At 48.4% G+C, this 24,577-nt stretch carries 27 protein-coding genes and 2 pseudogenes; 19 read left to right on the top strand and 10 right to left on the bottom strand.

Annotated elements, in window-relative coordinates; translation table 11 throughout:
• Nucleotides 1–17: 17 nt before the first annotated feature.
• From fliJ to rcsA, 10 genes are all read left to right on the top strand, one after another.
• Nucleotides 18–461 (top strand): flagellar export protein FliJ, encoded by a 444-nt coding sequence (fliJ, locus tag EAS44_RS11020; protein WP_000807591.1) that lies wholly within the window; start codon nt 18–20, stop codon nt 459–461.
• On the top strand, nt 458–1,585 hold the full coding sequence (gene fliK / locus EAS44_RS11015) for a flagellar hook-length control protein FliK (protein WP_000620134.1): 1,128 nt from the start codon (nt 458–460) through the stop codon (nt 1,583–1,585). Before fliJ ends, fliK begins: the two co-directional genes overlap by 4 nt.
• A gap of 104 nt (nt 1,586–1,689) precedes the next feature.
• A complete protein-coding gene (fliL, locus tag EAS44_RS11010) occupies nt 1,690–2,154 on the top strand; it encodes a flagellar basal body-associated protein FliL (RefSeq protein WP_000133106.1) in 465 nt (154 codons plus the stop codon).
• A gap of 4 nt (nt 2,155–2,158) precedes the next feature.
• Nucleotides 2,159–3,163, top strand: coding sequence for a flagellar motor switch protein FliM (fliM, locus tag EAS44_RS11005; protein WP_001295641.1), 1,005 nt, complete (start codon nt 2,159–2,161; stop codon nt 3,161–3,163).
• Complete coding sequence (gene fliN, locus EAS44_RS11000; RefSeq protein WP_001282088.1) at nt 3,160–3,573, top strand: flagellar motor switch protein FliN; 414 nt, start codon at nt 3,160–3,162, stop codon at nt 3,571–3,573. Before fliM ends, fliN begins: the two co-directional genes overlap by 4 nt.
• A gap of 2 nt (nt 3,574–3,575) precedes the next feature.
• Nucleotides 3,576–3,941, top strand: a complete 366-nt coding sequence (gene fliO, locus EAS44_RS10995; RefSeq protein WP_001302429.1) for a flagellar biosynthetic protein FliO — start codon at nt 3,576–3,578, stop codon at nt 3,939–3,941.
• Nucleotides 3,941–4,678 (top strand): flagellar type III secretion system pore protein FliP, encoded by a 738-nt coding sequence (gene fliP / locus EAS44_RS10990; protein WP_001253446.1) that lies wholly within the window; start codon nt 3,941–3,943, stop codon nt 4,676–4,678. Before fliO ends, fliP begins: the two co-directional genes overlap by 1 nt.
• 9 nt (nt 4,679–4,687) lie before the next feature.
• Entirely contained in the window at nt 4,688–4,957 is a 270-nt protein-coding gene (fliQ, locus tag EAS44_RS10985; protein WP_000187358.1) for a flagellar biosynthesis protein FliQ, read from the top strand.
• 8 nt (nt 4,958–4,965) lie between these two features.
• Nucleotides 4,966–5,751, top strand: coding sequence for a flagellar biosynthetic protein FliR (gene fliR, locus EAS44_RS10980; protein ID WP_000983977.1), 786 nt, complete (start codon nt 4,966–4,968; stop codon nt 5,749–5,751).
• A 284-nt stretch (nt 5,752–6,035) separates the two neighbouring features.
• Nucleotides 6,036–6,659, top strand: coding sequence for a transcriptional regulator RcsA (gene rcsA, locus EAS44_RS10975; protein ID WP_000104001.1), 624 nt, complete (start codon nt 6,036–6,038; stop codon nt 6,657–6,659).
• A 43-nt stretch (nt 6,660–6,702) separates the two neighbouring features.
• Here the strand turns inward: rcsA and dsrB are convergent, their stop codons facing one another.
• The gene (dsrB, locus tag EAS44_RS10970) at nt 6,703–6,891 is read right to left on the bottom strand and encodes a protein DsrB (RefSeq protein ID WP_000867217.1); all 189 of its coding nucleotides are present in this window, start codon (nt 6,889–6,891) and stop codon (nt 6,703–6,705) included.
• 162 nt (nt 6,892–7,053) lie between these two features.
• Here dsrB and yodD point away from each other — a divergent pair, with 162 nt between their 5' ends.
• Nucleotides 7,054–7,281, top strand: coding sequence for a peroxide/acid resistance protein YodD (gene yodD, locus EAS44_RS10960; RefSeq protein ID WP_000844800.1), 228 nt, complete (start codon nt 7,054–7,056; stop codon nt 7,279–7,281).
• A 297-nt stretch (nt 7,282–7,578) separates the two neighbouring features.
• A complete protein-coding gene (yedP, locus tag EAS44_RS10955) occupies nt 7,579–8,394 on the top strand; it encodes a mannosyl-3-phosphoglycerate phosphatase-related protein (protein WP_000949113.1) in 816 nt (271 codons plus the stop codon).
• On the opposite strand, the gene dgcQ is transcribed toward yedP, so the two are convergent.
• The 3 genes and pseudogenes from dgcQ to yedI all read right to left on the bottom strand — a co-directional run bounded on the left by dgcQ (nt 8,391) and on the right by yedI (nt 11,433).
• Nucleotides 8,391–10,085, bottom strand: coding sequence for a cellulose biosynthesis regulator diguanylate cyclase DgcQ (gene dgcQ / locus EAS44_RS10950; RefSeq protein WP_001514281.1), 1,695 nt, complete (start codon nt 10,083–10,085; stop codon nt 8,391–8,393). The genes yedP and dgcQ overlap by 4 nt on opposite strands.
• Nucleotides 10,086–10,255: 170 nt before the next feature.
• Nucleotides 10,256–10,438 (bottom strand): annotated as a pseudogene (gene yodC, locus EAS44_RS10945) (YodC family protein).
• Nucleotides 10,439–10,516: 78 nt separating this feature from the next.
• Nucleotides 10,517–11,433: pseudogene (gene yedI, locus EAS44_RS10940) on the bottom strand (DUF808 domain-containing protein).
• 172 nt (nt 11,434–11,605) lie between these two features.
• Here yedI and yedA point away from each other — a divergent pair.
• Nucleotides 11,606–12,526 carry a drug/metabolite exporter YedA gene (yedA, locus tag EAS44_RS10935; protein ID WP_001212226.1) on the top strand — a complete coding sequence of 307 codons (921 nt, stop codon included), beginning with the start codon at nt 11,606–11,608 and terminating at the stop codon, nt 12,524–12,526.
• Here yedA and vsr read toward each other — a convergent pair.
• From vsr to drpB, 4 genes are all read right to left on the bottom strand, one after another.
• Nucleotides 12,515–12,985: a VSPR family DNA mismatch endonuclease gene (gene vsr / locus EAS44_RS10930; protein WP_000228686.1), complete on the bottom strand. Its 471-nt coding sequence runs from the start codon at nt 12,983–12,985 to the stop codon at nt 12,515–12,517. The genes yedA and vsr overlap by 12 nt on opposite strands.
• Nucleotides 12,966–14,384 carry a DNA-cytosine methyltransferase gene (dcm, locus tag EAS44_RS10925; protein WP_001157275.1) on the bottom strand — a complete coding sequence of 473 codons (1,419 nt, stop codon included), beginning with the start codon at nt 14,382–14,384 and terminating at the stop codon, nt 12,966–12,968. Before dcm ends, vsr begins: the two co-directional genes overlap by 20 nt.
• Nucleotides 14,385–14,450: 66 nt before the next feature.
• The gene (gene yedJ / locus EAS44_RS10920; RefSeq protein ID WP_000365553.1) at nt 14,451–15,146 is read right to left on the bottom strand and encodes a phosphohydrolase; all 696 of its coding nucleotides are present in this window, start codon (nt 15,144–15,146) and stop codon (nt 14,451–14,453) included.
• A 39-nt stretch (nt 15,147–15,185) separates the two neighbouring features.
• A complete protein-coding gene (gene drpB / locus EAS44_RS10915; RefSeq protein ID WP_001297704.1) occupies nt 15,186–15,467 on the bottom strand; it encodes a cell division protein DrpB in 282 nt (93 codons plus the stop codon).
• A 649-nt stretch (nt 15,468–16,116) separates the two neighbouring features.
• Between drpB and EAS44_RS10905 the strand changes: the two genes are divergently transcribed.
• Nucleotides 16,117–17,232, top strand: coding sequence for a porin (locus tag EAS44_RS10905; protein ID WP_000824356.1), 1,116 nt, complete (start codon nt 16,117–16,119; stop codon nt 17,230–17,232).
• Between the two features lie 595 nt (nt 17,233–17,827).
• Nucleotides 17,828–18,679 (top strand): glyoxalase III HchA, encoded by an 852-nt coding sequence (gene hchA, locus EAS44_RS10895; protein WP_000218046.1) that lies wholly within the window; start codon nt 17,828–17,830, stop codon nt 18,677–18,679.
• A 106-nt stretch (nt 18,680–18,785) separates the two neighbouring features.
• Here the strand turns inward: hchA and hprS are convergent, their stop codons facing one another.
• Together hprS and hprR are read right to left on the bottom strand one after the other, a co-directional pair.
• A complete protein-coding gene (hprS, locus tag EAS44_RS10890) occupies nt 18,786–20,144 on the bottom strand; it encodes a two-component system sensor histidine kinase HprS (protein ID WP_025856413.1) in 1,359 nt (452 codons plus the stop codon).
• On the bottom strand, nt 20,144–20,815 hold the full coding sequence (hprR, locus tag EAS44_RS10885; protein WP_001353857.1) for a response regulator transcription factor HprR: 672 nt from the start codon (nt 20,813–20,815) through the stop codon (nt 20,144–20,146). Before hprR ends, hprS begins: the two co-directional genes overlap by 1 nt.
• 132 nt (nt 20,816–20,947) lie before the next feature.
• Between hprR and hiuH the strand changes: the two genes are divergently transcribed.
• The 4 genes from hiuH to zinT all read left to right on the top strand — a co-directional run bounded on the left by hiuH (nt 20,948) and on the right by zinT (nt 24,017).
• Nucleotides 20,948–21,361 carry a hydroxyisourate hydrolase gene (gene hiuH, locus EAS44_RS10880; protein ID WP_000920132.1) on the top strand — a complete coding sequence of 138 codons (414 nt, stop codon included), beginning with the start codon at nt 20,948–20,950 and terminating at the stop codon, nt 21,359–21,361.
• Nucleotides 21,362–21,469: 108 nt separating this feature from the next.
• Nucleotides 21,470–22,474 (top strand): protein-methionine-sulfoxide reductase catalytic subunit MsrP, encoded by a 1,005-nt coding sequence (msrP, locus tag EAS44_RS10875; RefSeq protein WP_000740082.1) that lies wholly within the window; start codon nt 21,470–21,472, stop codon nt 22,472–22,474.
• Nucleotides 22,475–23,110, top strand: a complete 636-nt coding sequence (msrQ, locus tag EAS44_RS10870; protein ID WP_001240073.1) for a protein-methionine-sulfoxide reductase heme-binding subunit MsrQ — start codon at nt 22,475–22,477, stop codon at nt 23,108–23,110.
• A 256-nt stretch (nt 23,111–23,366) separates the two neighbouring features.
• Nucleotides 23,367–24,017 (top strand): metal-binding protein ZinT, encoded by a 651-nt coding sequence (gene zinT / locus EAS44_RS10865; RefSeq protein WP_001007783.1) that lies wholly within the window; start codon nt 23,367–23,369, stop codon nt 24,015–24,017.
• Nucleotides 24,018–24,577: the final 560 nt, after the last annotated feature.

Raw genomic sequence — 24,577 nt, 5'->3', positions numbered from 1 at the left:
CCAGGAGATAACGGCAGATGGCGGAACATGGTGCGCTGGCGACCCTGAAAGATCTGGCAGAAAAAGAGGTAGAGGATGCCGCTCGCCTGCTGGGTGAAATGCGTCGCGGATGTCAGCAGGCGGAAGAACAGCTCAAAATGCTGATCGATTATCAGAATGAATATCGCAATAACCTCAATAGCGATATGAGTGCCGGGATGACCAGCAACCGCTGGATCAACTATCAGCAGTTTATCCAGACGCTGGAAAAAGCCATTACTCAGCATCGCCAGCAACTTAATCAGTGGACGCAGAAAGTTGACATTGCCCTGAACAGCTGGCGAGAAAAGAAACAACGTTTGCAGGCCTGGCAGACACTGCAGAAACGGCAATCCACGGCGGCACTGCTTGCAGAAAACCGCCTCGATCAGAAAAAGATGGATGAGTTCGCCCAGCGCGCCGCCATGAGGAAACCTGAATGATTCGCTTAGCGCCCTTGATTACCGCCAACGTTGACACCACCACATTGCCTGGCGGCAAAGCCAGCGATGCTGCACAAGATTTTCTCGCGTTGTTGAGCGAAGCATTAGCAGGCGAGACAACAACCGACAAAGCGGCCCCCCAGTTGCTGGTGGCAACAGATAAGCCCACGACAAAAGGCGAACCGCTGGTCAGCGATATTGTTTCCGATGCGCAACAAGCGGATTTACTGATCCCTGTGGATGAAACACTTCCTGTCATCAACGACGAACAATCCACATCAACACCGTTAACCACCGCTCAGACGATGACGTTGGCTGCGGTGGCTGACAAAAATACGACAAAAGACGAAAAAGCGGATGACCTTAATGAAGACGTCACCGCAAGTCTGAGCGCCCTTTTTGCGATGTTGCCGGGTTTTGACAATACGCCCAAAGTGACTGATGCACCGTCAACCGTGTTACCGGCAGAGAAACCAACGCTCTTCACAAAACTGACTTCTGCGCAACTCACTACAGCACAGCCTGATGACGCCCCCGGCACACCAGCTCAGCCATTAACACCGCTGGTAGCAGAAGCCCAGAGTAAAGCGGAAGTCATCAGCACGCCTTCGCCGGTGACCGCTGACGCCAGCCCGCTAATCACTCCACACCAGACACAGCCACTGCCCACCGTCGCCGCGCCTGTTTTGAGTGCACCGCTGGGTTCTCACGAATGGCAACAATCATTAAGCCAGCATATTTCGCTGTTCACCCGCCAGGGGCAACAAAGTGCAGAGTTGCGTCTGCACCCACAGGATTTAGGTGAAGTGCAAATTTCCCTCAAAGTGGATGATAACCAGGCGCAGATCCAGATGATTTCACCGCATCAGCACGTACGCGCCGCCCTGGAAGCAGCGCTGCCGGTACTGCGTACGCAGCTGGCCGAAAGTGGCATTCAGTTAGGGCAAAGCAACATCAGTGGCGAAAGCTTTAGTGGTCAGCAGCAGGCCGCTTCCCAGCAACAGCAAAGCCAACGCACAGCAAACCATGAACCTCTGGCGGGGGAAGACGACGATACGCTTCCGGTTCCCGTCTCTTTACAAGGGCGTGTAACAGGTAACAGCGGCGTTGATATTTTCGCCTAACGTCAGAGGTAGCACCGTAATCCGCGTCTTTTCCCCGCTTTGTTGCGCTCAAGACGCAGGATAATTAGCCGATAAGCAGTAGCGACACAGGAAGACCGCAACACATGACTGATTACGCGATAAGCAAGAAAAGCAAGCGATCGCTTTGGATCCCGATTCTGGTATTCATTACCCTCGCGGCCTGTGCCAGCGCAGGTTACAGCTACTGGCATTCGCATCAGGTTGCCGCTGACGACAAAGCGCAGCAACGCGTCGTGCCCTCCCCGGTCTTCTATGCGCTGGATACCTTTACGGTCAATTTGGGCGATGCGGATCGCGTGCTTTATATCGGCATAACCCTGCGACTGAAAGATGAAGCTACCCGCTCGCGGCTGAGTGAGTATTTGCCGGAAGTCCGTAGCCGTTTGCTGTTACTGTTTTCGCGTCAGGATGCTGCCGTACTGGCGACAGAAGAAGGCAAGAAAAACCTGATTGCCGAGATTAAAACCACACTTTCCACCCCGCTTGTTGCCGGGCAACCGAAACAGGATGTCACCGACGTGCTGTATACCGCTTTTATTCTGCGATAACGACATGGGCGATAGTATTCTTTCTCAAGCTGAAATTGATGCGCTGTTGAATGGCGACAGCGAAGTCAAAGACGAACCGACAGCCAGTGTTAGCGGCGAAAGTGACATTCGTCCGTACGATCCGAATACCCAACGACGGGTTGTGCGCGAACGTTTGCAGGCGCTGGAAATCATTAATGAGCGCTTTGCTCGCCATTTTCGTATGGGGCTGTTCAACCTGCTGCGCCGTAGCCCGGATATTACCGTCGGGGCCATCCGCATTCAGCCGTACCATGAATTTGCCCGCAACCTGCCGGTGCCGACCAACCTGAACCTTATTCATCTGAAACCGCTGCGCGGCACAGGGCTGGTGGTGTTCTCGCCGAGTCTGGTGTTTATCGCCGTGGATAACCTGTTTGGCGGCGATGGACGCTTCCCGACCAAAGTGGAAGGCCGCGAGTTTACCCATACCGAACAGCGCGTCATCAACCGCATGTTGAAACTGGCGCTTGAAGGCTATAGCGACGCATGGAAGGCGATTAATCCGCTGGAAGTTGAGTACGTGCGTTCGGAAATGCAGGTGAAATTTACCAATATCACCACCTCGCCAAACGACATTGTGGTTAACACGCCGTTCCATGTGGAGATTGGCAACCTGACCGGCGAATTTAATATCTGCCTGCCATTCAGCATGATCGAGCCGCTACGGGAATTGTTGGTTAACCCGCCGCTGGAAAACTCGCGTAATGAAGATCAGAACTGGCGCGATAACCTGGTGCGCCAGGTGCAGCATTCACAGCTGGAACTGGTGGCCAACTTTGCCGATATCTCGCTACGCCTGTCGCAGATTTTAAAACTGAAACCCGGCGACGTCCTGCCGATAGAAAAACCCGATCGCATCATCGCCCATGTTGACGGCGTCCCGGTTCTGACCAGTCAGTACGGCACTCTCAACGGTCAGTATGCGTTACGGATAGAACATTTGATTAACCCGATTTTAAATTCTCTGAACGAGGAACAGCCCAAATGAGTGACATGAATAATCCGGCCGATGACAACAACGGCGCAATGGACGATCTGTGGGCTGAAGCGTTGAGCGAGCAAAAATCAACCAGCGGAAAAAGCGCTGCCGACGCGGTGTTCCAGCAATTTGGCGGTGGTGATGTCAGCGGGGCGTTGCAGGATATCGACCTGATTATGGATATTCCGGTCAAGCTGACCGTCGAGCTGGGCCGTACGCGGATGACCATCAAAGAGCTGTTGCGTCTGACGCAAGGGTCAGTCGTGGCGCTGGACGGTCTGGCGGGCGAACCGCTGGATATTCTGATCAACGGTTATTTAATCGCCCAGGGCGAAGTGGTGGTTGTTGCCGATAAATATGGCGTGCGGATCACCGATATCATTACCCCGTCCGAGCGGATGCGCCGCCTGAGCCGTTAGTGATGAATAACCACGCTACTGTGCAATCTTCCGCGCCGGTATCTGCTGCGCCACTGCTGCAGGTGAGCGGCGCACTCATCGCCATTATTGCCCTGATCCTCGCTGCTGCCTGGCTGGTAAAACGGCTGGGATTTGCCCCTAAACGCACTGGCGTTAACGGTCTGAAAATTAGCGCCAGTGCTTCACTGGGCGCGCGTGAACGGGTTGTGGTGGTCGATGTGGAAGATGCACGGCTGGTGCTCGGCGTTACCGCAGGGCAAATCAATCTGCTGCATAAACTTCCCCCTTCAGCACCAACGGAAGAGATACCGCAGACCGATTTTCAGTCGGTTATGAAAAACTTGCTTAAGCGTAGCGGGAGATCCTGATGCGTCGTTTGTTGTCTGTCGCACCTGTCCTTCTCTGGCTGGTTACGCCCCTCGCCTTCGCGCAACTGCCGGGTATCACCAGCCAGCCGCTGCCTGGCGGTGGACAAAGCTGGTCGCTCCCGGTGCAAACGCTGGTGTTCATCACCTCGTTGACGTTTATTCCGGCAATTTTACTGATGATGACCAGTTTCACCCGCATCATCATTGTTTTTGGTTTATTGCGTAACGCGTTGGGAACACCCTCCGCGCCACCTAACCAGGTATTGCTGGGACTGGCGCTGTTTTTGACCTTTTTTATTATGTCGCCGGTGATCGATAAAATTTATGTCGATGCGTACCAGCCATTCAACGAAGAGAAAATATCAATGCAGGAGGCGCTGGAAAAAGGGGAGCAGCCGCTGCGTGAGTTTATGCTGCGTCAGACCCGTGAGGCGGATTTAGGGTTGTTTGCCAGACTGGCGAATACTGGCCCGTTGCAGGGACCTGAAGCTGTGCCGATGCGCATTTTGCTCCCGGCCTACGTGACCAGCGAGTTGAAAACCGCATTTCAGATAGGCTTCACGATTTTCATTCCTTTTTTGATTATCGACCTGGTGATTGCCAGCGTGTTGATGGCATTGGGGATGATGATGGTTCCCCCAGCCACAATTGCTCTGCCCTTTAAACTGATGCTGTTTGTACTGGTGGATGGCTGGCAATTGCTGGTCGGTTCGCTGGCGCAGAGCTTTTACAGCTAGTGAGGCAAAATGACACCTGAATCGGTCATGATGATGGGGACTGAAGCGATGAAAGTCGCGCTGGCACTGGCTGCCCCACTGTTGCTGGTGGCGCTGGTCACGGGTCTTATCATCAGTATTTTGCAGGCCGCCACCCAGATTAACGAAATGACGTTGTCGTTTATTCCGAAAATCATCGCCGTATTTATCGCCATTATTATTGCCGGACCGTGGATGCTCAATCTGTTGCTGGATTACGTCCGCACCTTGTTCACTAACCTGCCGTATATCATCGGGTAGGCCGTACAATGATGCAGGTAACAAGCGATCAATGGCTTTCCTGGTTAAGCCTGTACTTCTGGCCGTTACTGCGCGTGCTGGCGCTCATTTCTACCGCACCAATTCTGAGCGAACGCAGCGTGCCGAAACGGGTAAAACTGGGTCTGGCAATGATGATCACGTTCGCTATTGCCCCATCATTACCTGCCAACGATGTTCCTGTTTTTTCGTTCTTTGCTCTGTGGCTGGCCGTGCAGCAGATCCTGATCGGCATTGCGCTTGGTTTTACCATGCAATTTGCCTTTGCCGCTGTGCGAACCGCTGGTGAAATTATCGGTCTGCAAATGGGGCTGTCATTTGCGACGTTTGTCGATCCGGCCAGCCATCTCAATATGCCCGTTTTAGCGCGTATCATGGATATGCTGGCGTTACTGCTGTTCCTGACATTTAACGGTCATTTATGGTTGATTTCACTGCTGGTCGATACCTTTCACACCCTGCCAATTGGTGGCGAACCGTTGAACAGCAATGCGTTTCTGGCACTCACCAAAGCAGGGAGTTTGATTTTCCTTAACGGGCTGATGCTGGCATTACCGCTCATTACTCTGCTGCTGACCCTGAATCTGGCATTAGGCTTACTTAATCGTATGGCCCCGCAATTATCCATTTTTGTTATTGGATTTCCATTAACTCTGACTGTCGGTATCTCTTTAATGGCGGCATTAATGCCGTTAATTGCGCCTTTTTGCGAACATTTATTCAGTGAGATGTTTAATTTGCTGGCTGATATTATTAGTGAATTGCCATTAATATAATTCCGTAACGTTTATCATGTTATCCTAAGGATTATCCGAAAAATAATACCTACGAACATCTTCCAGGATACTCCTGCGGCGAAATATTTGTTTTAAGCTCACTCACATATCGCAACATTTACTTTAAGACAATTCCAGGCAAATTATACAACACTTTACGGGATAGTAAGTCCGCCTGAAAAATCGCGAGAGTGGCGCATTAGGTGACCCATGTTGTTCCGTTTAGTCATGATGAAATATTCAGGTAAGGGGAATTATCGTTACGCATTGAGTGAGGGTATGCCATGTCAACGATTATTATGGATTTATGTAGTTACACCCGACTAGGTTTAACCGGGTATCTGTTGAGTAGAGGGGTTAAAAAAAGAGAAATCAACGACATTGAAACCGTTGATGACCTTGCCATAGCTTGTGATTCACAGCGCCCTTCAGTGGTGTTTATTAATGAGGACTGTTTCATCCACGATGCTTCTAACAGTCAGCGTATCAAGCTCATCATTAATCAACATCCCAATACGTTATTTATCGTTTTTATGGCAATTGCCAATGTTCATTTTGATGAATATCTATTGGTCAGAAAAAATTTATTGATCAGTTCTAAATCGATTAAACCGGAATCTCTCGACGATATCCTTGGCGATATTCTGAAAAAAGAGACAACGATAACCTCGTTTTTAAATATGCCGACGTTATCATTGAGCCGAACCGAATCGAGTATGTTGCGAATGTGGATGGCAGGTCAGGGAACCATTCAAATCTCTGACCAAATGAATATCAAAGCCAAGACCGTTTCATCGCATAAAGGTAATATTAAACGTAAGATCAAAACGCATAATAAACAGGTTATCTACCATGTCGTCCGACTGACGGATAATGTGACTAATGGTATTTTTGTCAACATGCGCTAACACATTCTGACTGGTGGTTTCCCACCAGTCAGGCTGAATTAGATTACTCTGCTTTCTCCACAAAGATACCGTCCTGATGCCCTGCTTCATTAAAGAACCAGATGCCGAGCGGGTAGTCTTCCAGCGAAACCAGGTACATTGTGCCTTCACTAAACTCCTCAACTGCCAGTACCACGCCAGGACGACGCGGACCGCCATCCGTTTTGACTGTTACCCGATCATTCACCTTCATCGTTTTCCTCCTGTGGCTTTGTGCCAGTGTAGAACAATTTCGTTTTTCTGGCAGCGCCAGGCGCGCGCGAGTGTTGATTTTCTCGACGGTCTATACTTAAAAGATGCCAGGCGGACTTAACGACTGGCGGCAACAACAGAGTAACGGTTGCGAGGAAAGATGATGAAAACCGCAAAAGAGTACAGCGATACCGCAAAACGTGAGGTCAGCGTCGATGTCGATGCCCTGCTGGCGGCGATCAATGAAATTAGCGAAAGCGAAGTTCATCGCAGCCAGAACGATTCTGAACACGTTAGCGTCGATGGACGTGAATATCATACATGGCGTGAATTGGCGGATGCCTTCGAACTGGATATTCATGACTTCAGCGTCTCTGAAGTGAATCGTTGAATGCACAATAAAAAAATCCCGACCCTGAGGGGGTCGGGATGAAACTTGCTTAAGCAAGAAGCACTTAAAAAATTCGTTACACCAGGAAATCTGATGTGTTCATCACCTTATCCGCAATTTTTTTCGCTGACAAGAAAATATTCGTGATATGAATGATTAACGCTACTTATGAATAGAAATGTGACGCGCGTCACCCCTTGGTGGCTCTGGCGTCAACGGGATCGCTCCCGAAAAAATCATCTTTGATAATTTGTGCTGTTTTGAGAATCATCCTGGTAAGGGGAGTACTGCGCAACCATGCTTTCAATTCAACAACCACTACTGGTTTTTAGCGATCTTGATGGCACCCTGCTGGACAGTCATAGTTATGACTGGCAACCAGCTGCCCCCTGGCTCAGCCGTTTACGCGAAGCGAATGTTCCCGTCATTCTCTGTAGCAGTAAGACATCAGCCGAAATGCTGTACTTGCAAAAAACGTTGGGGCTACAAGGTTTACCGCTGATTGCCGAAAATGGCGCAGTGATCCAGCTTGCTGAGCAATGGCAGGATATAGACGGTTTTCCACGCATCATCTCAGGTATTAGCCATGGCGAAATCAGCCAGGTTTTAAATACGCTACGCGAGAAAGAACATTTTAAATTCACGACTTTTGATGATGTCGACGATGCAACCATCGCCGAATGGACGGGATTAAGCCGTAGCCAGGCGGCGCTGACGCAGCTACATGAGGCGTCGGTAACGCTAATCTGGCGCGACAGTGACGAGCGTATGGCACAATTTACCGCTCGTCTGAACGAACTGGGCTTGCAGTTTATGCAGGGTGCGCGCTTCTGGCACGTCCTGGATGCCTCTGCCGGAAAAGATCAGGCTGCCAACTGGATTATCGCGACCTATCAACAATCGTCAGGCAAACGCCCAACCACACTTGGCCTGGGCGATGGGCCAAACGATGCGCCCTTACTGGAGGTAATGGATTACGCGGTGATTGTGAAAGGGTTAAACCGTGAAGGGGTGCATCTGCATGATGAGGATCCGACCCGCGTCTGGCGAACGCAGCGTGAAGGACCGGAAGGCTGGCGTGAAGGGCTGGACCATTTTTTCTCCGCCCGTTAAGCGTTATCGCTCGCGCATACCCGATTGCGCCCGGCCTGTTTAGCGAGATAAAGCCGACGGTCGGCCAGTGACTGGAGTTGTTCAAAATCATAATCACCGGTTTCCTCGCTGCTGCTTACCCCCAGCGAGGCACTAATGCGTATCGTCGTACTCTTGGCGATCAACATCTCTTTTTCATTTAGCTTCAGGCGAATACGTTCTGCAACCTCCGCAGCCTGCGTCAGACTCGCGCCGGGCAGAATCACACAAAACTCCTCACCACCGACCCGCCCGGCAACGTCCTGCGCACGCAAGGAACTGCTAATTAATCCGGCAGCATGAGAAAGAACACGGTCGCCCGCCTGATGACCAAAGCGGTCATTAATCGCTTTAAAATGGTCAAGGTCGACCTGAATGACAGAAAAAGGATGTTGGTGCGTCTGACACAATTTAGCGAGCGGACGGGCTTTTTCGAACAGTGCGCCACGGTTATATAAACGCGTTAAGGTGTCGTGCCACGCCTGCCACTGCAACGAGCTTTGCAAAACATACATGTTGCTAACCATCCGGCGAATCACATACCAGGAGATGAGTAACATGGTGGTAAAGAGCGCCCACAGCAGAGTTAATGCAATGCTGATACTGCCGAAATCACCACGCACGCCTTCGCTTAGCGTATGGACGCGCACCAGCACACCGTCGAAATGGTCCAGACGTTCCCAGCTAACATAACGACTGTTCATACGAATGCCGCCCCGCGTGTCATGTTCCATTGCCTGCGCCAGCAAGGCCAGTTCACGAGGATCAAAAATATTCCCTGTTGGATGGTCAGGATTGGAAGAGGTCAAAAATCTCAGCTTACTGTCATAGAGCTGATACTCACCATCGAGGTTTTTATCGATGGCGTTTCTTAAAAATTGCTGCATAGTACGCACGGGAATACTCATCCCCAGCACGCCATACCAGTAGTTATTACTGTCTACCGGAACACTGACGGTAACCTGCGGTTCAGTATTGCTGGCGTGTTCCGGTTGCGAAGTGAACCAGCGTACCGCGCGGTGACGATTTTCTCGTTGCGAATGGCCGATAAACCAGGGTTGGGTGACATAGCCGTAATAACGCGTTGGTACATTGCGCGTAAACAAGGTCGGCTGCGTCGAAACGTAAAATCCAGCACGCGAGACATACATCGCCTGTTCAACCATCGACGAGGAGTTGTGCGCCAGTCGCAGCAAGTAACCAACTTCCAGTGCAGCGGTAATTTCATTGTCGAGGCTTTCATTTTCGCGAGACAGGAGATTCCCCTCGCTGACTAATGCATCCGATACGCCATTGACTGGCAGGGTGCGCCGTCGGTTGAGTTCGATTTGCCAGGCGTGCTCGTCGCGATGCTGTTCGAACTCGGTTACGGCATTACGCAGAGAGGTGAAATCCAGTGGCGCCACGAGAGCTTCGCGCATGCCATTACGCAAAAAGATCAGTTTGTCGACGTTATACTGCAAATGCTTATCGAGCGCGTTGGCTACGTTTTCCAGATGATTACGCTGGCTGGAGATATAGGCATCTTCCAGCACCACCACTTCACGCCAGGTGAGCAAGGTGGAAAAAAGCAATACCACGATAAAGCAGAGATTAACGATATGACCAGGCCCCAGGCGGCGTGCGAGTTTTTTCAACCAGCTCTGGTTTTCCATTTTTGTCTCGTGCTGCACCCTGACGACTCCCAACCTGCTTTTTTATGATTCTGGCATAACCCGGCGATAGCGTACCGCAAAACAGCGATAATTTTATAATGGTGGCATGATAAGACGCGACTATCATTCATTGCAGGCATTGGGACACCAGGCCGGATGTGATCCGGCCTGGTGTTAATGATACCCTTTCAAACTTCTTCCGCAGAACGACTCCCCTCCCCCGGAACAAGATCGGTTTCATGAAAAGCTTCCCGCTTGACCCCGTAACCGTCATATCAACGACACTCAACCATACCGCTGGAGTATCCAGTGACAATCATCCGCGGGCCGCCCTCTTTAACCGTAACTTCCTCACTAACCATAAAGCTCATACTCGCCTCCTTTTTTCGAGTGAAACTTGTTCACCTTAGTTGAAGATGGCAAATTTTGCATAATAGCCAGTGCGAGTATTAATGTGCCTGACCGCGCATTTTCGCTACTGCTTTCACTCCCAGCACCACGATGCCGCCGATGATAAATCCAAGAATCAGATTTAAAACAGTCGGTAATATCATCGCCACCACTGCACTTTGCTGCCCGGCGAAATGTTCAATGGCGTGATGCAGCGGCGCAATACCATGTACCACAATCCCGCCGCCGACGAGGAACATCGCCAGCGTGCCGACAATCGATAATGCTTTCATCAGCCAGGGCGCGATAATCAATAACCCTTTACCTAATGCCTGCATCAGCGCGCTGGATTTTTCCGCCAGCCAATACCCAGGTCATCAATCTTAACGATAACCCCTACCAGACCGTAGACGCCCACGGTCACTACCAGCGCGATGCCTGAAAGCACCAGCACCTGATTAAGCAACGGCGCCTCTGCCACAATCCCCAGCGTGATGGCGACGATTTCCGCAGACAAAATAAAATCGGTACGAATCGCCCCTTTAATTTTGTCCTTTTCAAACTTCAGCGGATCCTGCGCCGCCAGCTTCTCCAGACGCTGCTGGCTCTGCGCTGGATCTTCTTTATGTTTACGCGCCTCCAGCATATGCAGCACTTTCTCTACCCCTTCAAAGCAGAGAAACGCGCCACCAATCATCAACAGTGGCGTAATCGCCCACGGGATAAACGCACTGATGATCAACGCCAGCGGCACCAGAATCACTTTATTGATCAGCGATCCTTTCGCCACGCCCCAGACCACGGGAAGTTCCCGGTTGGCCCGCACGCCTGAAACTTGTTGCGCATTGAGCGATAAATCATCCCCTAATACACCGGCGGTTTTCTTCGCCGCCAGTTTGCCCATCACGGAGATATCGTCCAGCAGTGTGGCGATATCATCGAGCAACGTCAGTAAACTACTCCCGGCCAAAAGCATTCCCTCTCATTTTTATTGTTGAAGGGTGTAAGTATGAAGCAAAAACGGCAGCTCTGATACTTGCTTCACAGGTCAACATTTATTTAACAATCAAGTGCAATTATATCTCTCGCCAGCAGAATGATTTTCACGTTTACTATGAACCACCTTTTTATTTCCGCCGTGAGGGATTATGCGTTTCCGCCAGTTGTTACCGCTTTTTGGCGCGCTGTTTGCGTTGTATATCATTTGGGGCTCAACCTATTTTGTCATTCGGATTGGCGTGGAAAGCTGGCCTCCGTTAATGATGGCGGGCGTTCGATTCCTGGCAGCCGGTATTTTATTGCTGGCATTTTTGCTACTGCGCGGACACAAACTTCCCCCGCTACGTCCGCTGCTCAATGCCGCGCTGATTGGCCTGTTATTGCTGGCTGTCGGTAATGGCATGGTGACGGTTGCCGAACATCAAAATGTTCCTTCCGGCATCGCCGCCGTAGTGGTTGCAACCGTGCCCCTCTTTACCCTGTGCTTCAGCCGCCTGTTTGGCATTAAAACGCGCAAACTGGAATGGGTGGGTATCGCCATTGGGCTTGCCGGAATCATCATGCTCAATAGCGGTGGAAATTTAAGCGGCAATCCGTGGGGCGCGATTCTGATTTTAATCGGCTCGATTAGCTGGGCGTTTGGCTCAGTTTATGGCTCGCGCATTACCTTACCTGTAGGGATGATGGCGGGTGCGATTGAGATGCTGGCGGCAGGCGTGGTGTTAATGATCGCATCGATGATTGCGGGTGAAAAACTGACGGCGCTCCCTTCCCTGTCAGGCTTCCTTGCGGTCGGCTATCTGGCGCTGTTTGGTTCGATTATCGCCATTAACGCTTATATGTATTTAATCCGTAATGTCAGTCCGGCTCTCGCCACCAGCTACGCCTACGTTAACCCGGTGGTCGCGGTCTTGCTGGGTACGGGACTGGGTGGCGAAACGCTGTCGAAAATTGAATGGCTGGCGCTCGGCGTAATTGTTTTCGCGGTGGTACTGGTCACGTTGGGAAAATATCTCTTCCCGGCCAAACCCGTTGTCGCGCCAGTTATTCAGGATGCATCAAGCGAGTAAATGAATCCCCTGCGTGTCGATCTGCGCGCTGGCACCTTCGCCGCAGATCCACTCTTCCAGACGCTCGGTAAGCGCCGCATCCGTCAGCTTCTCGCGCCCACGTAACGCACACTCCCAGACAATCAGTACGCGCCAGCCGAGCTCCTGCAAGCGACTGATATCGCGGCGATCGCGTTCAACATTTTTACCTATCTTCTCCAGCCAGAACTCGGTTCGGGTCGCAGGCACTTTAAACAGATAGCAGTGATGATGATGCCAGAAGCAGCCGTGGGTAAATATCACGCAGCGATATTCATCAACGACAAAATCCGGGCGTCCGGGCAGACTGGCGTCCTGAACGCGAAACGCAAGGCCCTGCCCGGTTAACAAACTGGCGAGGCGCTTCTCAATCGCCGTATCACGCGTGGCAATCGCGCGCATATTTTTGCTGCGGGTGGCCTTATCGTGAACGTCGACCATGTTGTGCCTCTTGCTGACGCAACGCCACCGCCTGTTTGATTTTTGGCTCAAGCAGTTTTGCCACCGCGGCAAAGACCGGCACGACCACCGAGTTACCGAACTGGCGATAGGCCTGAGTGTCCGAAACCGGAATGCGGAATTTCGCTTCTCCCGGCGCTTCAAAACCCATTAAGCGCGCGCATTCACGAGGTGTTAACCGACGTGGACGATGTTGCTGATTCAGCGGATCGTCAAAGTCTTTCTCACCCGTGGCCATATCCCAGCCGCGGTCGATTAAAATTTCCGCGCCATCCTTGTAATAACGAGCAGACAGCGTACGGGTGACGCTTTGCGGATTGTTCGGATAAACCATTCCATAACCGAAGCCGTTACCGCGCGCCTGATGTTTTTTCGCATATCGATAGAGGTACTTCCACAGCACCGGCGTCAGGATATATTTCGCCTCAACCATCGGGTCCAGCAGCTGCGCCAGCGTCACTCGCTGTGCAGGGAAACATTCGCTGATATCACGCAGAGTAAAATCGGCTTTCAGATTCAGATCGCGACGAAAACCCACCAGCACGATGCGTTCACGGTGCTGCGGCAGGAAATGTTTGCCATCGATGATTTTCGGATCGTCCGGCCCGTTATCTTCTGCATCAGCCACGTCATAGCCCAGTTCGTCCAGCGTCTGCATGATGATGCGGAACGTTTTACCCTGGTCGTGACTTTTCAGGTTTTTGACGTTTTCGAGCACAAACATCGCCGGACGACGCGCGTCGATAATGCGCACCACATCAAAGAACAGCGTGCCCTGGGTATCGCAGGCAAAACCGTGCGCCCGCCCGAGCGAGTTCTTTTTCGATACGCCAGCCAGCGAAAATGGCTGACAAGGAAAACCCGCCAGTAATACATCGTGTTCAGGAATGTGTTGACGAATATGTTCCGCCGCCGCCTCATCACTCACGCCTTCTTTATGGCTGAGGGTGATGTCGCGGATATCTTCATTAAAATGATGCGTCGCCGGGTCGCAATAATGATTGGCTTTATAAGTGCGTACCGCATGTTTGTTCCATTCGCTGGTAAACACGCACTGTCCGCCAATCGATTCAAAACCGCGACGGATGCCGCCAATTCCGGCAAATAGATCGATAAAGCGAAACGCATAATGCGGATGATGTGCCGGTGGTTTGGGTAACAACGTTTGCAGATGGGCGAACTCTTTCTCACTTAAACGGTGCCATACCGAGTCATTCGCCAGCGCACGTTTTAAAATTGCCGCGCTCCAGTGATTCTCACCCACACCATTAAGCTGCGCCACCAGCGTTTTAACATCATAAATTTGCAGCAGTTTCTCCAGCATTGCCTGTGCGGCATTCCCGGTGCTGTATGAATCGGTTACTGATATATTTTCCTGCATAGATTTAACCGGCCATCTGAGATGGCCGACAGGTTAACATAATTACAGCCATTTAGGGCCACGCGCTCAGCCCGCGGGTGAAAACGCATCTATCACCTTGTGATCGACACCTTCATTCTCCCCCGCCAGTTCGGCACTGAGCTTCGCCATAAACTCGACTAAAAATTGCGCGTTGTGCTGCGCCAGCTGCTTGCCTCTTGCGGTTTGCATGGTTTGCGGTAGCTTCAGCAACTTAGTCTGGAAATGATCCAGCGCGTAGCGTTTATCATCAAGCGGACGATGCTGTGCGAACGGATCTTCACCATCAAACAGCGCCACGCCCAATGCCCCTGAAACGGCAAACACGCGCGCCAGGCCAATCGCCCCCAGGGCTTCCAGCCGATCCGCATCCTGGACGATTTTAGCTTCCGTTGTTAAGGGGGCGATTTGCGCGCTGAAACTGTGAGCGGCAATGGCATGACAAACGGCCTCGATTTTCTCCGCCGGAAATTGCACGAACTCTTCACGGAGCAGGCGACGCGTCTCTTCTGCCGCCAGGATTGAAGAACGCTGCCGTTGTGGATGATCTTTCGCCAGGCTCACAATATCGTGAAAATAACAGGCGGTTAAAATCACCAGCATATCGACATCGTCATCTGCCGCCAGCTTCTGTGCCGTAGCCCAGACGCGGCGAAAATGACATACGTCATGGGCCGCGTCCTGGTGCTGGTGATGGTTTTTTAACCAGTTTTCGAACTGTGCCTGCCAGTGTTGTAAGTCCATACGCGCTCCGTTGCCAAAGAGTCGCAACCTTAGCAGTTTTTATTCATAGCGTCTGCTGCGTGCGGGACGAGGTCGGGTGTACCAGGCTATGCTGCCTAACAATGCCCCGACCAGAGCCATAAATAAAAATCCGACCAGTGCCCCTAACCACTTTCCCGCGGTAGATCCTAAATCGCTTTCAAATCCCGACACCGGGGCATCAGGGATCCGACTCATCACCCAGATGTAACGCGCCATTGCCCAGACGAAATAGCCACACCATGTATAGAATGCCCACAAAGCCAATTTGCCGCCAGGGCTGCGAGAGAGTCTCTCTTCCATCTTTGTCGAACCGTATTCCATTTTGAGATAACCCGGAAAATTCAGACTTAGAACCATTATGTGATAAAAATCACATTTTTCCACATTGGATGAGCCAGTCAAGACTCAATCATTTTTTGAACAAATAGATAAATTTTGCGCAACGGCAGTGAATACAGGAAAAATCGTTTTGAGCGATTTTATTTATCTTTGATATCGGCTTTATTAATTCATTTAATCAATATATTAGCACTGATTACAATTATACCTTTTTATTATTCTGTGTCATGATGCTTCCGTTATTAGCCTTTTATCGTCTTGTTTATATTTTTTGGGCCGGCATGATGCCGGCTTTTTTTATGCCTTCATTAATGTGCGCGAGATCACGCCAGCCGTTTAGCGCAACAATCATTGACACTCCCTATCTTTTCAATCAACTCATAACATATTGATATACATACATAATATTCATGAATATTTATATTCGGAATTCATAACTATGAATTATATTAAATAGATTAGAAACATTTTGAAATCTTTTAAATACATTTGTTACATGTAATCTTTAAAATAAAATGAACTTCATAGAATAGTATCCAAATGTGCTTTTTTTTGGATAACGGCACTTATTGATATATTCATGAAGATTATAATCACAAGGGAATACATAATGAAAAGAAAAGTTCTGGCAATGCTGGTCCCGGCGTTATTAGTTGCTGGCGCAGCAAATGCGGCTGAAATTTATAATAAAGATGGCAATAAAGTTGATTTCTACGGCAAGATGGTTGGCGAACGCATCTGGTCAAATACTGATGATAATAACAGCGAAAACGAAGATACCTCCTATGCTCGTTTCGGTGTTAAAGGTGAAACCCAAATCACCAGCGAACTGACTGGTTTCGGTCAGTTTGAATACAACCTCGACGCCAGCAAACCTGAAGGTGAAAACCAGGAAAAAACCCGTTTAACCTTCGCCGGTTTGAAATATAACGAGTTAGGATCATTTGACTATGGCCGTAACTACGGTGTTGCTTATGATGCCGCAGCTTATACCGATATGTTAGTTGAATGGGGTGGCGATTCCTGGGCTTCCGCTGACAACTTCATGAATGGTCGTACCAACGGTGTTGCAACCTACCGTAACTATGATTTCTTTGGCCTGGTTGATGGTCTTGATTTTGCGATTCAGTACCAAGGCAAAAACAGCAACCGTAGCACTAAGAAACAAAATGGTGACGGCTATGCGTTGTCTGTAGACTATAACATCAATGGTTTTGGTATCGTTGGTGCATATAGCAAATCTGATCGCACCAACGATCAAGTTGCCGATGGAAACGGTTCAAATGCTGAACTGTGGTCATTGGCTGCAAAGTATGACGCGAACAATGTCTACGCAGTTGTAATGTACGGTGAAACTCGTAATATGACTCCGGGTTCTATTGATACAGGTGTTGCCGATCGAGAAGGCAATACAATAATGCGTGATCAACTTATCAATGAAACCCAGAACTTTGAAGCGGTTGTTCAGTATCAATTCGACTTTGGTCTGCGTCCGTCCTTAGGTTATGTGTATTCTAAAGGTAAAGATATCAAAGGTGTACCTGGACATAGATATGTTGACGCTGACCGTGTGAACTACATTGAAGTTGGTACCTGGTACTACTTCAATAAGAACATGAACGTTTATACTGCATACAAATTCAACATGCTGGATAAAGATGACGCCGCCATTACTGGCGCAGCAGCTGATGACCAGTTTGCAGTTGGTATCGTCTACCAGTTCTAATCAGCCAACGCGCCGCGGCGTGTTACTGTAAAACTTAACACTAGCCTGAGTTCGTCCCTCATCGAACTCAGGCTTTTTTATTGGCATTTCATCTCGATCTGCGGCACACGCAATTGCCAAAGCATATCGATACAGCACCTTACCCCGCCCCCCCCCCTGGCTCAATAAAATCTACCAGCGTCTCTTCCAGCCAACACCCAAATGCATTTCTTTATAAATTTAATCTGTAACAAAACCGCTTCCCATATAGAAATATTTGCAAAAATAGTGCATTAAAAAAGCTTTTTCCCTACCAATCCGGGATATAAATATTCATCAGCACCATAATATTCCACATAACTAAATCTCTCCCTGCCGCCCCGTACCTCTGATAATGGTCTAAAATCATTGAGGCCACTTGCGACGGCGTTGCTCAATAAGGAAAATTTGGCGTGAATAATATTCAACACCAGTGCAGCATCATCATTACATACTTACGCCCGCCGACTACCGCTTTCGATATATTGACTCAATTTTCCAGCCTGGTTAAAAATAGCGGCCAGCTCAGTCGCAAATATAGTGACTACCCTAACTAAGCAACAATAAGGAATACACTATGACTGTTCAAAAAAGTAAAAATCCACAGGTCGATATTGCTGAAGATAATGCATTCTTCCCTTCAGAATATTCGCTTAGCCAATATACGAGTCCCGTCTCTGATCTTGATGGCGTGGACTATCCAAAACCGTATCGCGGTAAACATAAAATTCTGGTGATCGCCGCTGATGAACGCTATTTGCCGACTGATAACGGCAAACTCTTCTCAACGGGCAATCATCCGATTGAAACGTTGCTGCCGTTGTATCATCTCCATGCTGCAGGTTTCGAATTCGAAGTGGCGACCATTTCCGGTCTGATGACCAAGTTTGAATACTGGGCTATGCCGCACAAAGATGAAAAAGTAATGCCATTCTTTGAGCAGCATAAATCGTTGTTCCGCAATCCGAAGAAATTAGCGGATGTTGTCGCCAGCCTGAACGCAGACAGCGAATATGCAGCGATCTTTGTTCCCGGTGGTCATGGTGCACTCATCGGTTTGCCAGAAAGTGAAGACGTAGCCGCCGCTCTGCAGTGGGCTATTGAAAATGACCGTTTTGTTATCTCCCTATGCCATGGTCCGGCTGCTTTTCTGGCGCTTCGCCACGGCGATAACCCACTGAACGGTTATTCCATTTGTGCATTCCCGGACGCCGCAGACAAACAAACGCCAGAGATAGGCTATATGCCGGGTCATCTCACCTGGTACTTCGGCGAAGAGCTGAAGAAAATGGGCATGAACATCATTAATGACGACATCACCGGGCGAGTACATAAGGACCGTAAAGTTCTCACCGGCGACAGTCCTTTCGCAGCGAATGCGTTGGGTAAACTGGCGGCACAGGAAATGCTGGCAGCTTACGCGGGTTAATCCCTGTTACGTTTGAATGTAAGCGCATAATCAATCGCAGCCGCGTTAGTACTCACGACGTGGCTGCGTTTTTCACGGTTAATTTATGGCGTACTGAAGCCCTATGTTAATTTCTTTGCGGTAACGTAATCCGGAACACATTATGCTTACTGAGATAGTGATACGTAGCACTTCCCCCATGTAATTCGGCAATCGCTTTGACTAAAGAAAGACCAAGTCCCTGACCTACGGAATGACGCGAATTATCTCCCCGCCAAAATCTACGGAAGAGTTTTTCAGGCTCATGAATTTTCGTTCCAGGACTGGCGATATCAATATTAAGAGAACCGTTGGTATCAAGAAAACTGGTTATCTGAATACGCGATTTTTCTGGCGAATATCGAATAGCGTTAACAATAAGATTCGATAACATTCGTTGTAGTAAAATGTTATCCGCAAAGATGTGCTGATTGCACTCGACCTTAAAGCAAATCTCTTTCTCGTCTGAAAGGTATTCAAGATAGTCCAACAAATTTTCGACTTCATTATTGAGAGAAAGCGAGTCCAGTTTCACCAAAACATTATTTTTATCTGCCCTGGCAAGAAACAGTATGTTCTCTGTTAATCGCGAAATATTTTCCAGCTCTTCAATGTTTCCGGCAATTGTTTTTTGATATTCAGCGATACTTCTGGTTTGACTGAGCGTAACCTGATTCTGACCCAGTAATGCATTAATTGGCGTTCTAAGTTCATGAGCGAGATCGTCAGCAAACTGACTTAGACGTTCAAAATCTTTGACTAAAGCTTGGTGCATTTTATTCAACGCCTGCCCAAGAGGTTTTAGTTCTCTCGGTAATGCGCTAACCTCAACAGGCTCTCGGCTATCGTTATAATTCAGCGCTTCCGTTACACCACTCAACTTTTTGATCTCTCGTAACCCCGTTCTGATTAACAACGGACTTAATACTGAGCACAGTATAATGGCGACAATGCAAATTATAATGCTATTAATTTTATACTGTTCAAGCATGTTATGTCTGGCTGAAGCCAATTTAGCCACAGTAACCGTTAATGATGGCGAAACTTCATCAATATTAATTCGTAAAGCATCTATCTCTGTGTCATTAATAATGCTTCTGTAAATGCCAGCTGCGCTGATTGTCTCACTAGCAGGTATGTTATTTAACATGCCATTACTGACATTTGTCCGGTTAACAATTTTATTGATGCCATCACCATGAATGATCAAGATATCCTGACTAACATCCATCATCCGGTTAAAGTACACAGGTAACGTATCTGGATTTACCCCATCAATTAACAACTGCTTGATCTGCGCTGTCCGGTTAATGAGTGTTGTATCATCGCGCCATTTCAACTCACTTGCCAGGCCATTATAGAGAGTCCAGACAATTCCAGCGCCAGCAACAAACAGCAGCAATATAAAAAGCAAGGTTAAACGGACGGTTATAGATAATCTTTTCATTATTTTTTTACCGCTACGAATGAATAGCCCATCCCCCGGATTGTGGAGATTAGCTTTTCAGGAAAAGGATCATCAACTTTTGCGCGGAGCCTGCGAATGGCGACGTCCACCGTATTGGTATCACTATCAAAGTTGATTCCCCAAATTTCACTCGCAATAACCGTTCTGGGGATAATCTCGCCAGCTCTGGAGGCCAGTAGCCAAAGTAACTGAAACTCCTTGCGCGTCAGTGTAATACTGATATTGTCCCTGCTCACACTTTGACTGACAGAGTCCATTCTTAAGCCGCTGATTTCTAATGATGAATTCAGAGCGTGATGTTGCCTTAATTGTGCCCGAACCCTTGCCAGCAACTCAGAAAATGAAAAAGGTTTTACCAGATAATCATTTGCCCCACTGTCCAGCCCTCTGACTCTGTCATCGACAGAATCCCTTGCAGTAAGGCAAATAACAGGGGTTTGCTTTGCTGTTCTTAACGTTTGTAAGATCTGCCAGCCATCCATACCCGGAAGCATAATATCCAGAATGATCAATGCATAATCATCCTTCAGCGCAAGATAAAGCCCATCTCTGCCATCTGAAACGGCATCAATGACATAACCCGCTTCGGAAAGCCCCTGCGTTACCCATTCCTGGGTCCTTTGATTATCTTCAATAAGTAGAATCTTCATGAAAATAATATGCCATAAATCATATGTTATAGAAACAGCCTGGTTCATTACAAAATTGTAATGCTGCTGTAAGGTTACCCTGGACGTTTTTTCGCTATCCTCAAAACTCATTCACATGACAAGGATATAAACATGTTAAAGCGTTATTTAGTACTCTCCGTAGTAACGGCTGCATTTTCATTACCTTCTTTGGTCTATGCTGCACAACAAAACATTCTTAGCGTGCACATTTTGAACCAGCAAACAGGAAAACCCGCTGCCGACGTGACAGTCACTCTTGAAAAGAAAGCGGATAACGGCTGGTTACAACTTAATACCGCCAAAACAGATAAGGATGGACGAATTAAGGCACTGTGGCCCGAGCAAACTGCGACTACTGGCGATTACCGTGTCGTATTTAAAACCGGGGACTATTTCAAGAAACAAAATCTTGAAAGTTTCTTCCCTGAGATCCCCGTTGAATTTCATATTAATAAAGTGAACGAGCATTATCATGTGCCTTTGTTACTCAGCCAATATGGGTATTCAACCTATCGTGGCAGTTAATGCGTAAATATGTAAAAGCTGATCTCTGCTACTGTTAGGGAGGTGACTCCCTGACAGATTAACAGTAAACGGCTCTTGTTGGCTAACGACAAAAAAGTGTGATGGCTTATGAAAAAGAATCAATTTTTAAAAGAATCAGATGTTACGGCCGAGTCGGTATTCTTTATGAAGCGTCGGCAGGTGTTAAAAGCACTGGGCATCAGCGCGGCTGCACTTTCTTTGCCTCACGCTGCGCATGCCGATCTGCTTAGCTGGTTTAAAGGGAACGATCGCCCACCCGCCCCCGCCGGAAAAGCGCTGGAGTTCAGCAAGCCTGCAGCCTGGCAAAATAACCTGCCACTGACGCCAGCAGATAAAGTTTCCGGTTATAACAACTTCTATGAATTCGGGTTGGATAAAGCCGATCCCGCCGCTAATGCTGGTAGCCTGAAAACCGATCCATGGACACTGAAAATCAGCGGCGAAGTGGCAAAACCATTGACCCTCGATCACGATGATTTAACCCGTCGCTTCCCGCTGGAAGAGCGTATTTATCGTATGCGCTGCGTAGAAGCATGGTCGATGGTGGTGCCGTGGATTGGTTTTCCGCTGCACAAATTGCTGGCGCTTGCCGAACCCACCAGCAATGCGAAGTATGTCGCTTTCGAAACAATTTATGCACCGGAACAGATGCCAGGCCAGCAGGACCGCTTTATCGGCGGCGGGCTGAAATATCCTTATGTCGAAGGATTGCGTCTCGACGAAGCAATGCATCCGCTCACACTGATGACCGTAGGTGTTTATGGCAAGGCGTTACCACCGCAAAATGGCGCGCCGGTGCGACTGATTGTGCCGTGGAAATATGGCTTTAAAGGGATTAAATCGATAGTCAGTATTAAGCTGACCCGCGAGCGTCCGCCAACCACCTGGAATCTGGCAGCGCCTGACGAATACGGTTTTTACGCCAACGTTAATCCGCATGTTGATCACCCGCGCTGGTCACAGGCTACCGAACGATTTATTGGTTCAGGCGGCATCCTCAATGTACAGCGCCAGCCAACGCTACTGTTTAATGGTTACGCCGAGCAGGTGGCATCGCTGTATCGTGGCCTGGATTTGCGGGAGAATTTCTAAATGCGTCTGACAGCAAAACAGGTGACATGGCTGAAAGTTTGCCTGCATCTTGCCGGATTGTTGCCGTTTCTCTGGCTGGCCTGGGCGATCAATCACGGTGGACTGGGTGCCGATCCGGTGAAAGATATTCAGCATTTTACCGGTCGCACTGCACTGAAATTTTTGCTGGCGACCTTGTTAATCACACCTCTGGCACGCTACGCAAAACAGCCGTTATTGATACGCACTCGCCGCCTGTTAGGCTTATGGTGCTTTGCCTGGGCGACACTGCATTTAACCAGTTACGCATTGCTGGAGCTGGGCGTGAATAATCTGGCGTTATTAGGTAAGGAGTTAATTACCCGGCCTTATTTAACGTTAGGTATTATCAGCTGGGTAATTTTGCTTGCGTTAGCGTTCACTTCAACCCAGGCGATGCAGCGAAAACTCGGCAAACACTGGCAACAGTTGCATAACTTCGTCTATCTTGTCGCGATCCTGGCCCCAATACATTATTTGTGGTCAGTGAAGATTATTTCACCGCAGCCACTCATCTACGCTGGGCTGGCGGTACTGCTTTTAGCCTTACGGTATAAGAAGTTGCTTTCCCTTTTCAACCAGTTACGCAAGCAGGTTCACAACAAATTATCTCTATAACTTCATATTGCCAACAAAGTACGCGTTATCCCGGCCGGATGCGGCGCGAGCGCCCTATCCGGCCCACACAGATCGCATCAAGTTATGCTTCGTTTGTCATCAACCTTTCATCACCAGAATAATTTATTTTATTTCAATAAGATAGGAAAATACACCTGAGAAAACTATGCTCTCGTTTCCTAAGAGTTATTGCATTTCGCCATATGTTACAATATAACATTACACATCATGTACATTAACTCTGGAGGAAACTGTTTTGGCGATTCGTCTTCATAAACTGGCTGTTGCTTTAGGCGTCTTTATTGTTAGCGCTCCTGCCTTTTCGCATGGTCATCACTCACACGGCAAACCCTTAACAGAGGTCGAACAAAAAGCTGCTAATGGTGTTTTTGATGATACCAATGTACAAAACCGAACGCTCAGTGACTGGGATGGAGTCTGGCAATCCGTTTATCCTTTACTGCAAAGTGGCAAACTTGACCCCGTCTTTCAGAAGAAAGCGGATGCAGATAAAACCAAAACATTTGCTGAAATTAAAGATTATTATCGCAAAGGTTATGTGACAGATATCGAGATGATTGGCATTGAGGACGGCATTGTTGAATTCCATAGACATAATGAAACAACATCCTGTAAATATGATTACGATGGATACAAAATACTCACCTATAAATCAGGCAAGAAAGGCGTTCGTTACTTATTCGAATGTAAAGATCCTGAAAGCAAAGCCCCTAAATATATTCAATTTAGCGATCATATAATTGCACCACGAAAATCATCTCATTTTCACATTTTTATGGGTAATGATACCCAACAGTCTTTATTGAATGAAATGGAAAACTGGCCAACGTATTATCCATATCAGTTGAGTAGCAAAGAAGTGGTCGAGGAGATGATGTCTCATTGATTTTTTTGCGCTGACTTCAATTATTTAACAGAACAGTGCCTGGTAGTAACGACAATAATTTACCAAGACAAATAAATAAGACAAACTCAGACACGCTCATGCTTGAGACGTGTCTTTTTTATTATGTCTGTAGAAAAAAACTGAGAAAACGGCGAACAATAAATACACAACTCACCAATACAGACTGGCTGCGCCAATGTCTCCAGGAGCAAGTCATCTGTCATGGTAAAGCTAACCAGAAATATAGGTTAATTTTGGTATTTAAACCTTTTTTACTTGTTAGTATGATACAAAGGCTTTCAAAAAAGCTGGGAAATTCAACAACTCTTGGAAATTATGGACTTTGTCCCGCGGCTTTAATCTGACGGCCGCGTTCCTTTTTTGGCTCAATTATTGACCCCTTCTCTACGCAACTTCAGTTCCCGCCAGCAACTTTGCGGCAGTTTCATAGGATCAATGTCTAAAAGAATAATGGTGACCGATAAGAAAACGACTGAATAACTGTAGATTTTCGCTCGAAACCTTCCTGTCAGACCCATAGCGAATCAAGTGCTGAATGT

It is taken from the genome of Escherichia coli DSM 30083 = JCM 1649 = ATCC 11775, from assembly GCF_003697165.2.
GTDB lineage: Bacteria > Pseudomonadota > Gammaproteobacteria > Enterobacterales > Enterobacteriaceae > Escherichia > Escherichia coli.
The sequence above is the reverse complement of the archived record's forward strand: the minus strand, read 5'-3'. Positions and strand labels throughout refer to the sequence as shown.

What these genes read in the sequence shown, in the direction of transcription:
- fliJ (WP_000807591.1), top strand. Translation starts at nt 18, where the DNA reads ATGGCGGAACATGGTGCGCTGGCGACCCTGAAAGATCTGGCAGAAAAA.
- fliK (WP_000620134.1), top strand. Translation starts at nt 458, where the DNA reads ATGATTCGCTTAGCGCCCTTGATTACCGCCAACGTTGACACCACCACA.
- fliL (WP_000133106.1), top strand. Translation starts at nt 1,690, where the DNA reads ATGACTGATTACGCGATAAGCAAGAAAAGCAAGCGATCGCTTTGGATC.
- fliM (WP_001295641.1), top strand. Translation starts at nt 2,159, where the DNA reads ATGGGCGATAGTATTCTTTCTCAAGCTGAAATTGATGCGCTGTTGAAT.
- fliN (WP_001282088.1), top strand. Translation starts at nt 3,160, where the DNA reads ATGAGTGACATGAATAATCCGGCCGATGACAACAACGGCGCAATGGAC.
- fliO (WP_001302429.1), top strand. Translation starts at nt 3,576, where the DNA reads ATGAATAACCACGCTACTGTGCAATCTTCCGCGCCGGTATCTGCTGCG.
- fliP (WP_001253446.1), top strand. Translation starts at nt 3,941, where the DNA reads ATGCGTCGTTTGTTGTCTGTCGCACCTGTCCTTCTCTGGCTGGTTACG.
- fliQ (WP_000187358.1), top strand. Translation starts at nt 4,688, where the DNA reads ATGACACCTGAATCGGTCATGATGATGGGGACTGAAGCGATGAAAGTC.
- fliR (WP_000983977.1), top strand. Translation starts at nt 4,966, where the DNA reads ATGATGCAGGTAACAAGCGATCAATGGCTTTCCTGGTTAAGCCTGTAC.
- rcsA (WP_000104001.1), top strand. Translation starts at nt 6,036, where the DNA reads ATGTCAACGATTATTATGGATTTATGTAGTTACACCCGACTAGGTTTA.
- dsrB (WP_000867217.1), bottom strand. Translation starts at nt 6,891, where the DNA reads ATGAAGGTGAATGATCGGGTAACAGTCAAAACGGATGGCGGTCCGCGT.
- yodD (WP_000844800.1), top strand. Translation starts at nt 7,054, where the DNA reads ATGAAAACCGCAAAAGAGTACAGCGATACCGCAAAACGTGAGGTCAGC.
- yedP (WP_000949113.1), top strand. Translation starts at nt 7,579, where the DNA reads ATGCTTTCAATTCAACAACCACTACTGGTTTTTAGCGATCTTGATGGC.
- yedA (WP_001212226.1), top strand. Translation starts at nt 11,606, where the DNA reads ATGCGTTTCCGCCAGTTGTTACCGCTTTTTGGCGCGCTGTTTGCGTTG.
- vsr (WP_000228686.1), bottom strand. Translation starts at nt 12,985, where the DNA reads ATGGTCGACGTTCACGATAAGGCCACCCGCAGCAAAAATATGCGCGCG.
- dcm (WP_001157275.1), bottom strand. Translation starts at nt 14,384, where the DNA reads ATGCAGGAAAATATATCAGTAACCGATTCATACAGCACCGGGAATGCC.
- yedJ (WP_000365553.1), bottom strand. Translation starts at nt 15,146, where the DNA reads ATGGACTTACAACACTGGCAGGCACAGTTCGAAAACTGGTTAAAAAAC.
- drpB (WP_001297704.1), bottom strand. Translation starts at nt 15,467, where the DNA reads ATGGAAGAGAGACTCTCTCGCAGCCCTGGCGGCAAATTGGCTTTGTGG.
- EAS44_RS10905 (WP_000824356.1), top strand. Translation starts at nt 16,117, where the DNA reads ATGAAAAGAAAAGTTCTGGCAATGCTGGTCCCGGCGTTATTAGTTGCT.
- hchA (WP_000218046.1), top strand. Translation starts at nt 17,828, where the DNA reads ATGACTGTTCAAAAAAGTAAAAATCCACAGGTCGATATTGCTGAAGAT.
- hprS (WP_025856413.1), bottom strand. Translation starts at nt 20,144, where the DNA reads ATGAAAAGATTATCTATAACCGTCCGTTTAACCTTGCTTTTTATATTG.
- hprR (WP_001353857.1), bottom strand. Translation starts at nt 20,815, where the DNA reads ATGAAGATTCTACTTATTGAAGATAATCAAAGGACCCAGGAATGGGTA.
- hiuH (WP_000920132.1), top strand. Translation starts at nt 20,948, where the DNA reads ATGTTAAAGCGTTATTTAGTACTCTCCGTAGTAACGGCTGCATTTTCA.
- msrP (WP_000740082.1), top strand. Translation starts at nt 21,470, where the DNA reads ATGAAAAAGAATCAATTTTTAAAAGAATCAGATGTTACGGCCGAGTCG.
- msrQ (WP_001240073.1), top strand. Translation starts at nt 22,475, where the DNA reads ATGCGTCTGACAGCAAAACAGGTGACATGGCTGAAAGTTTGCCTGCAT.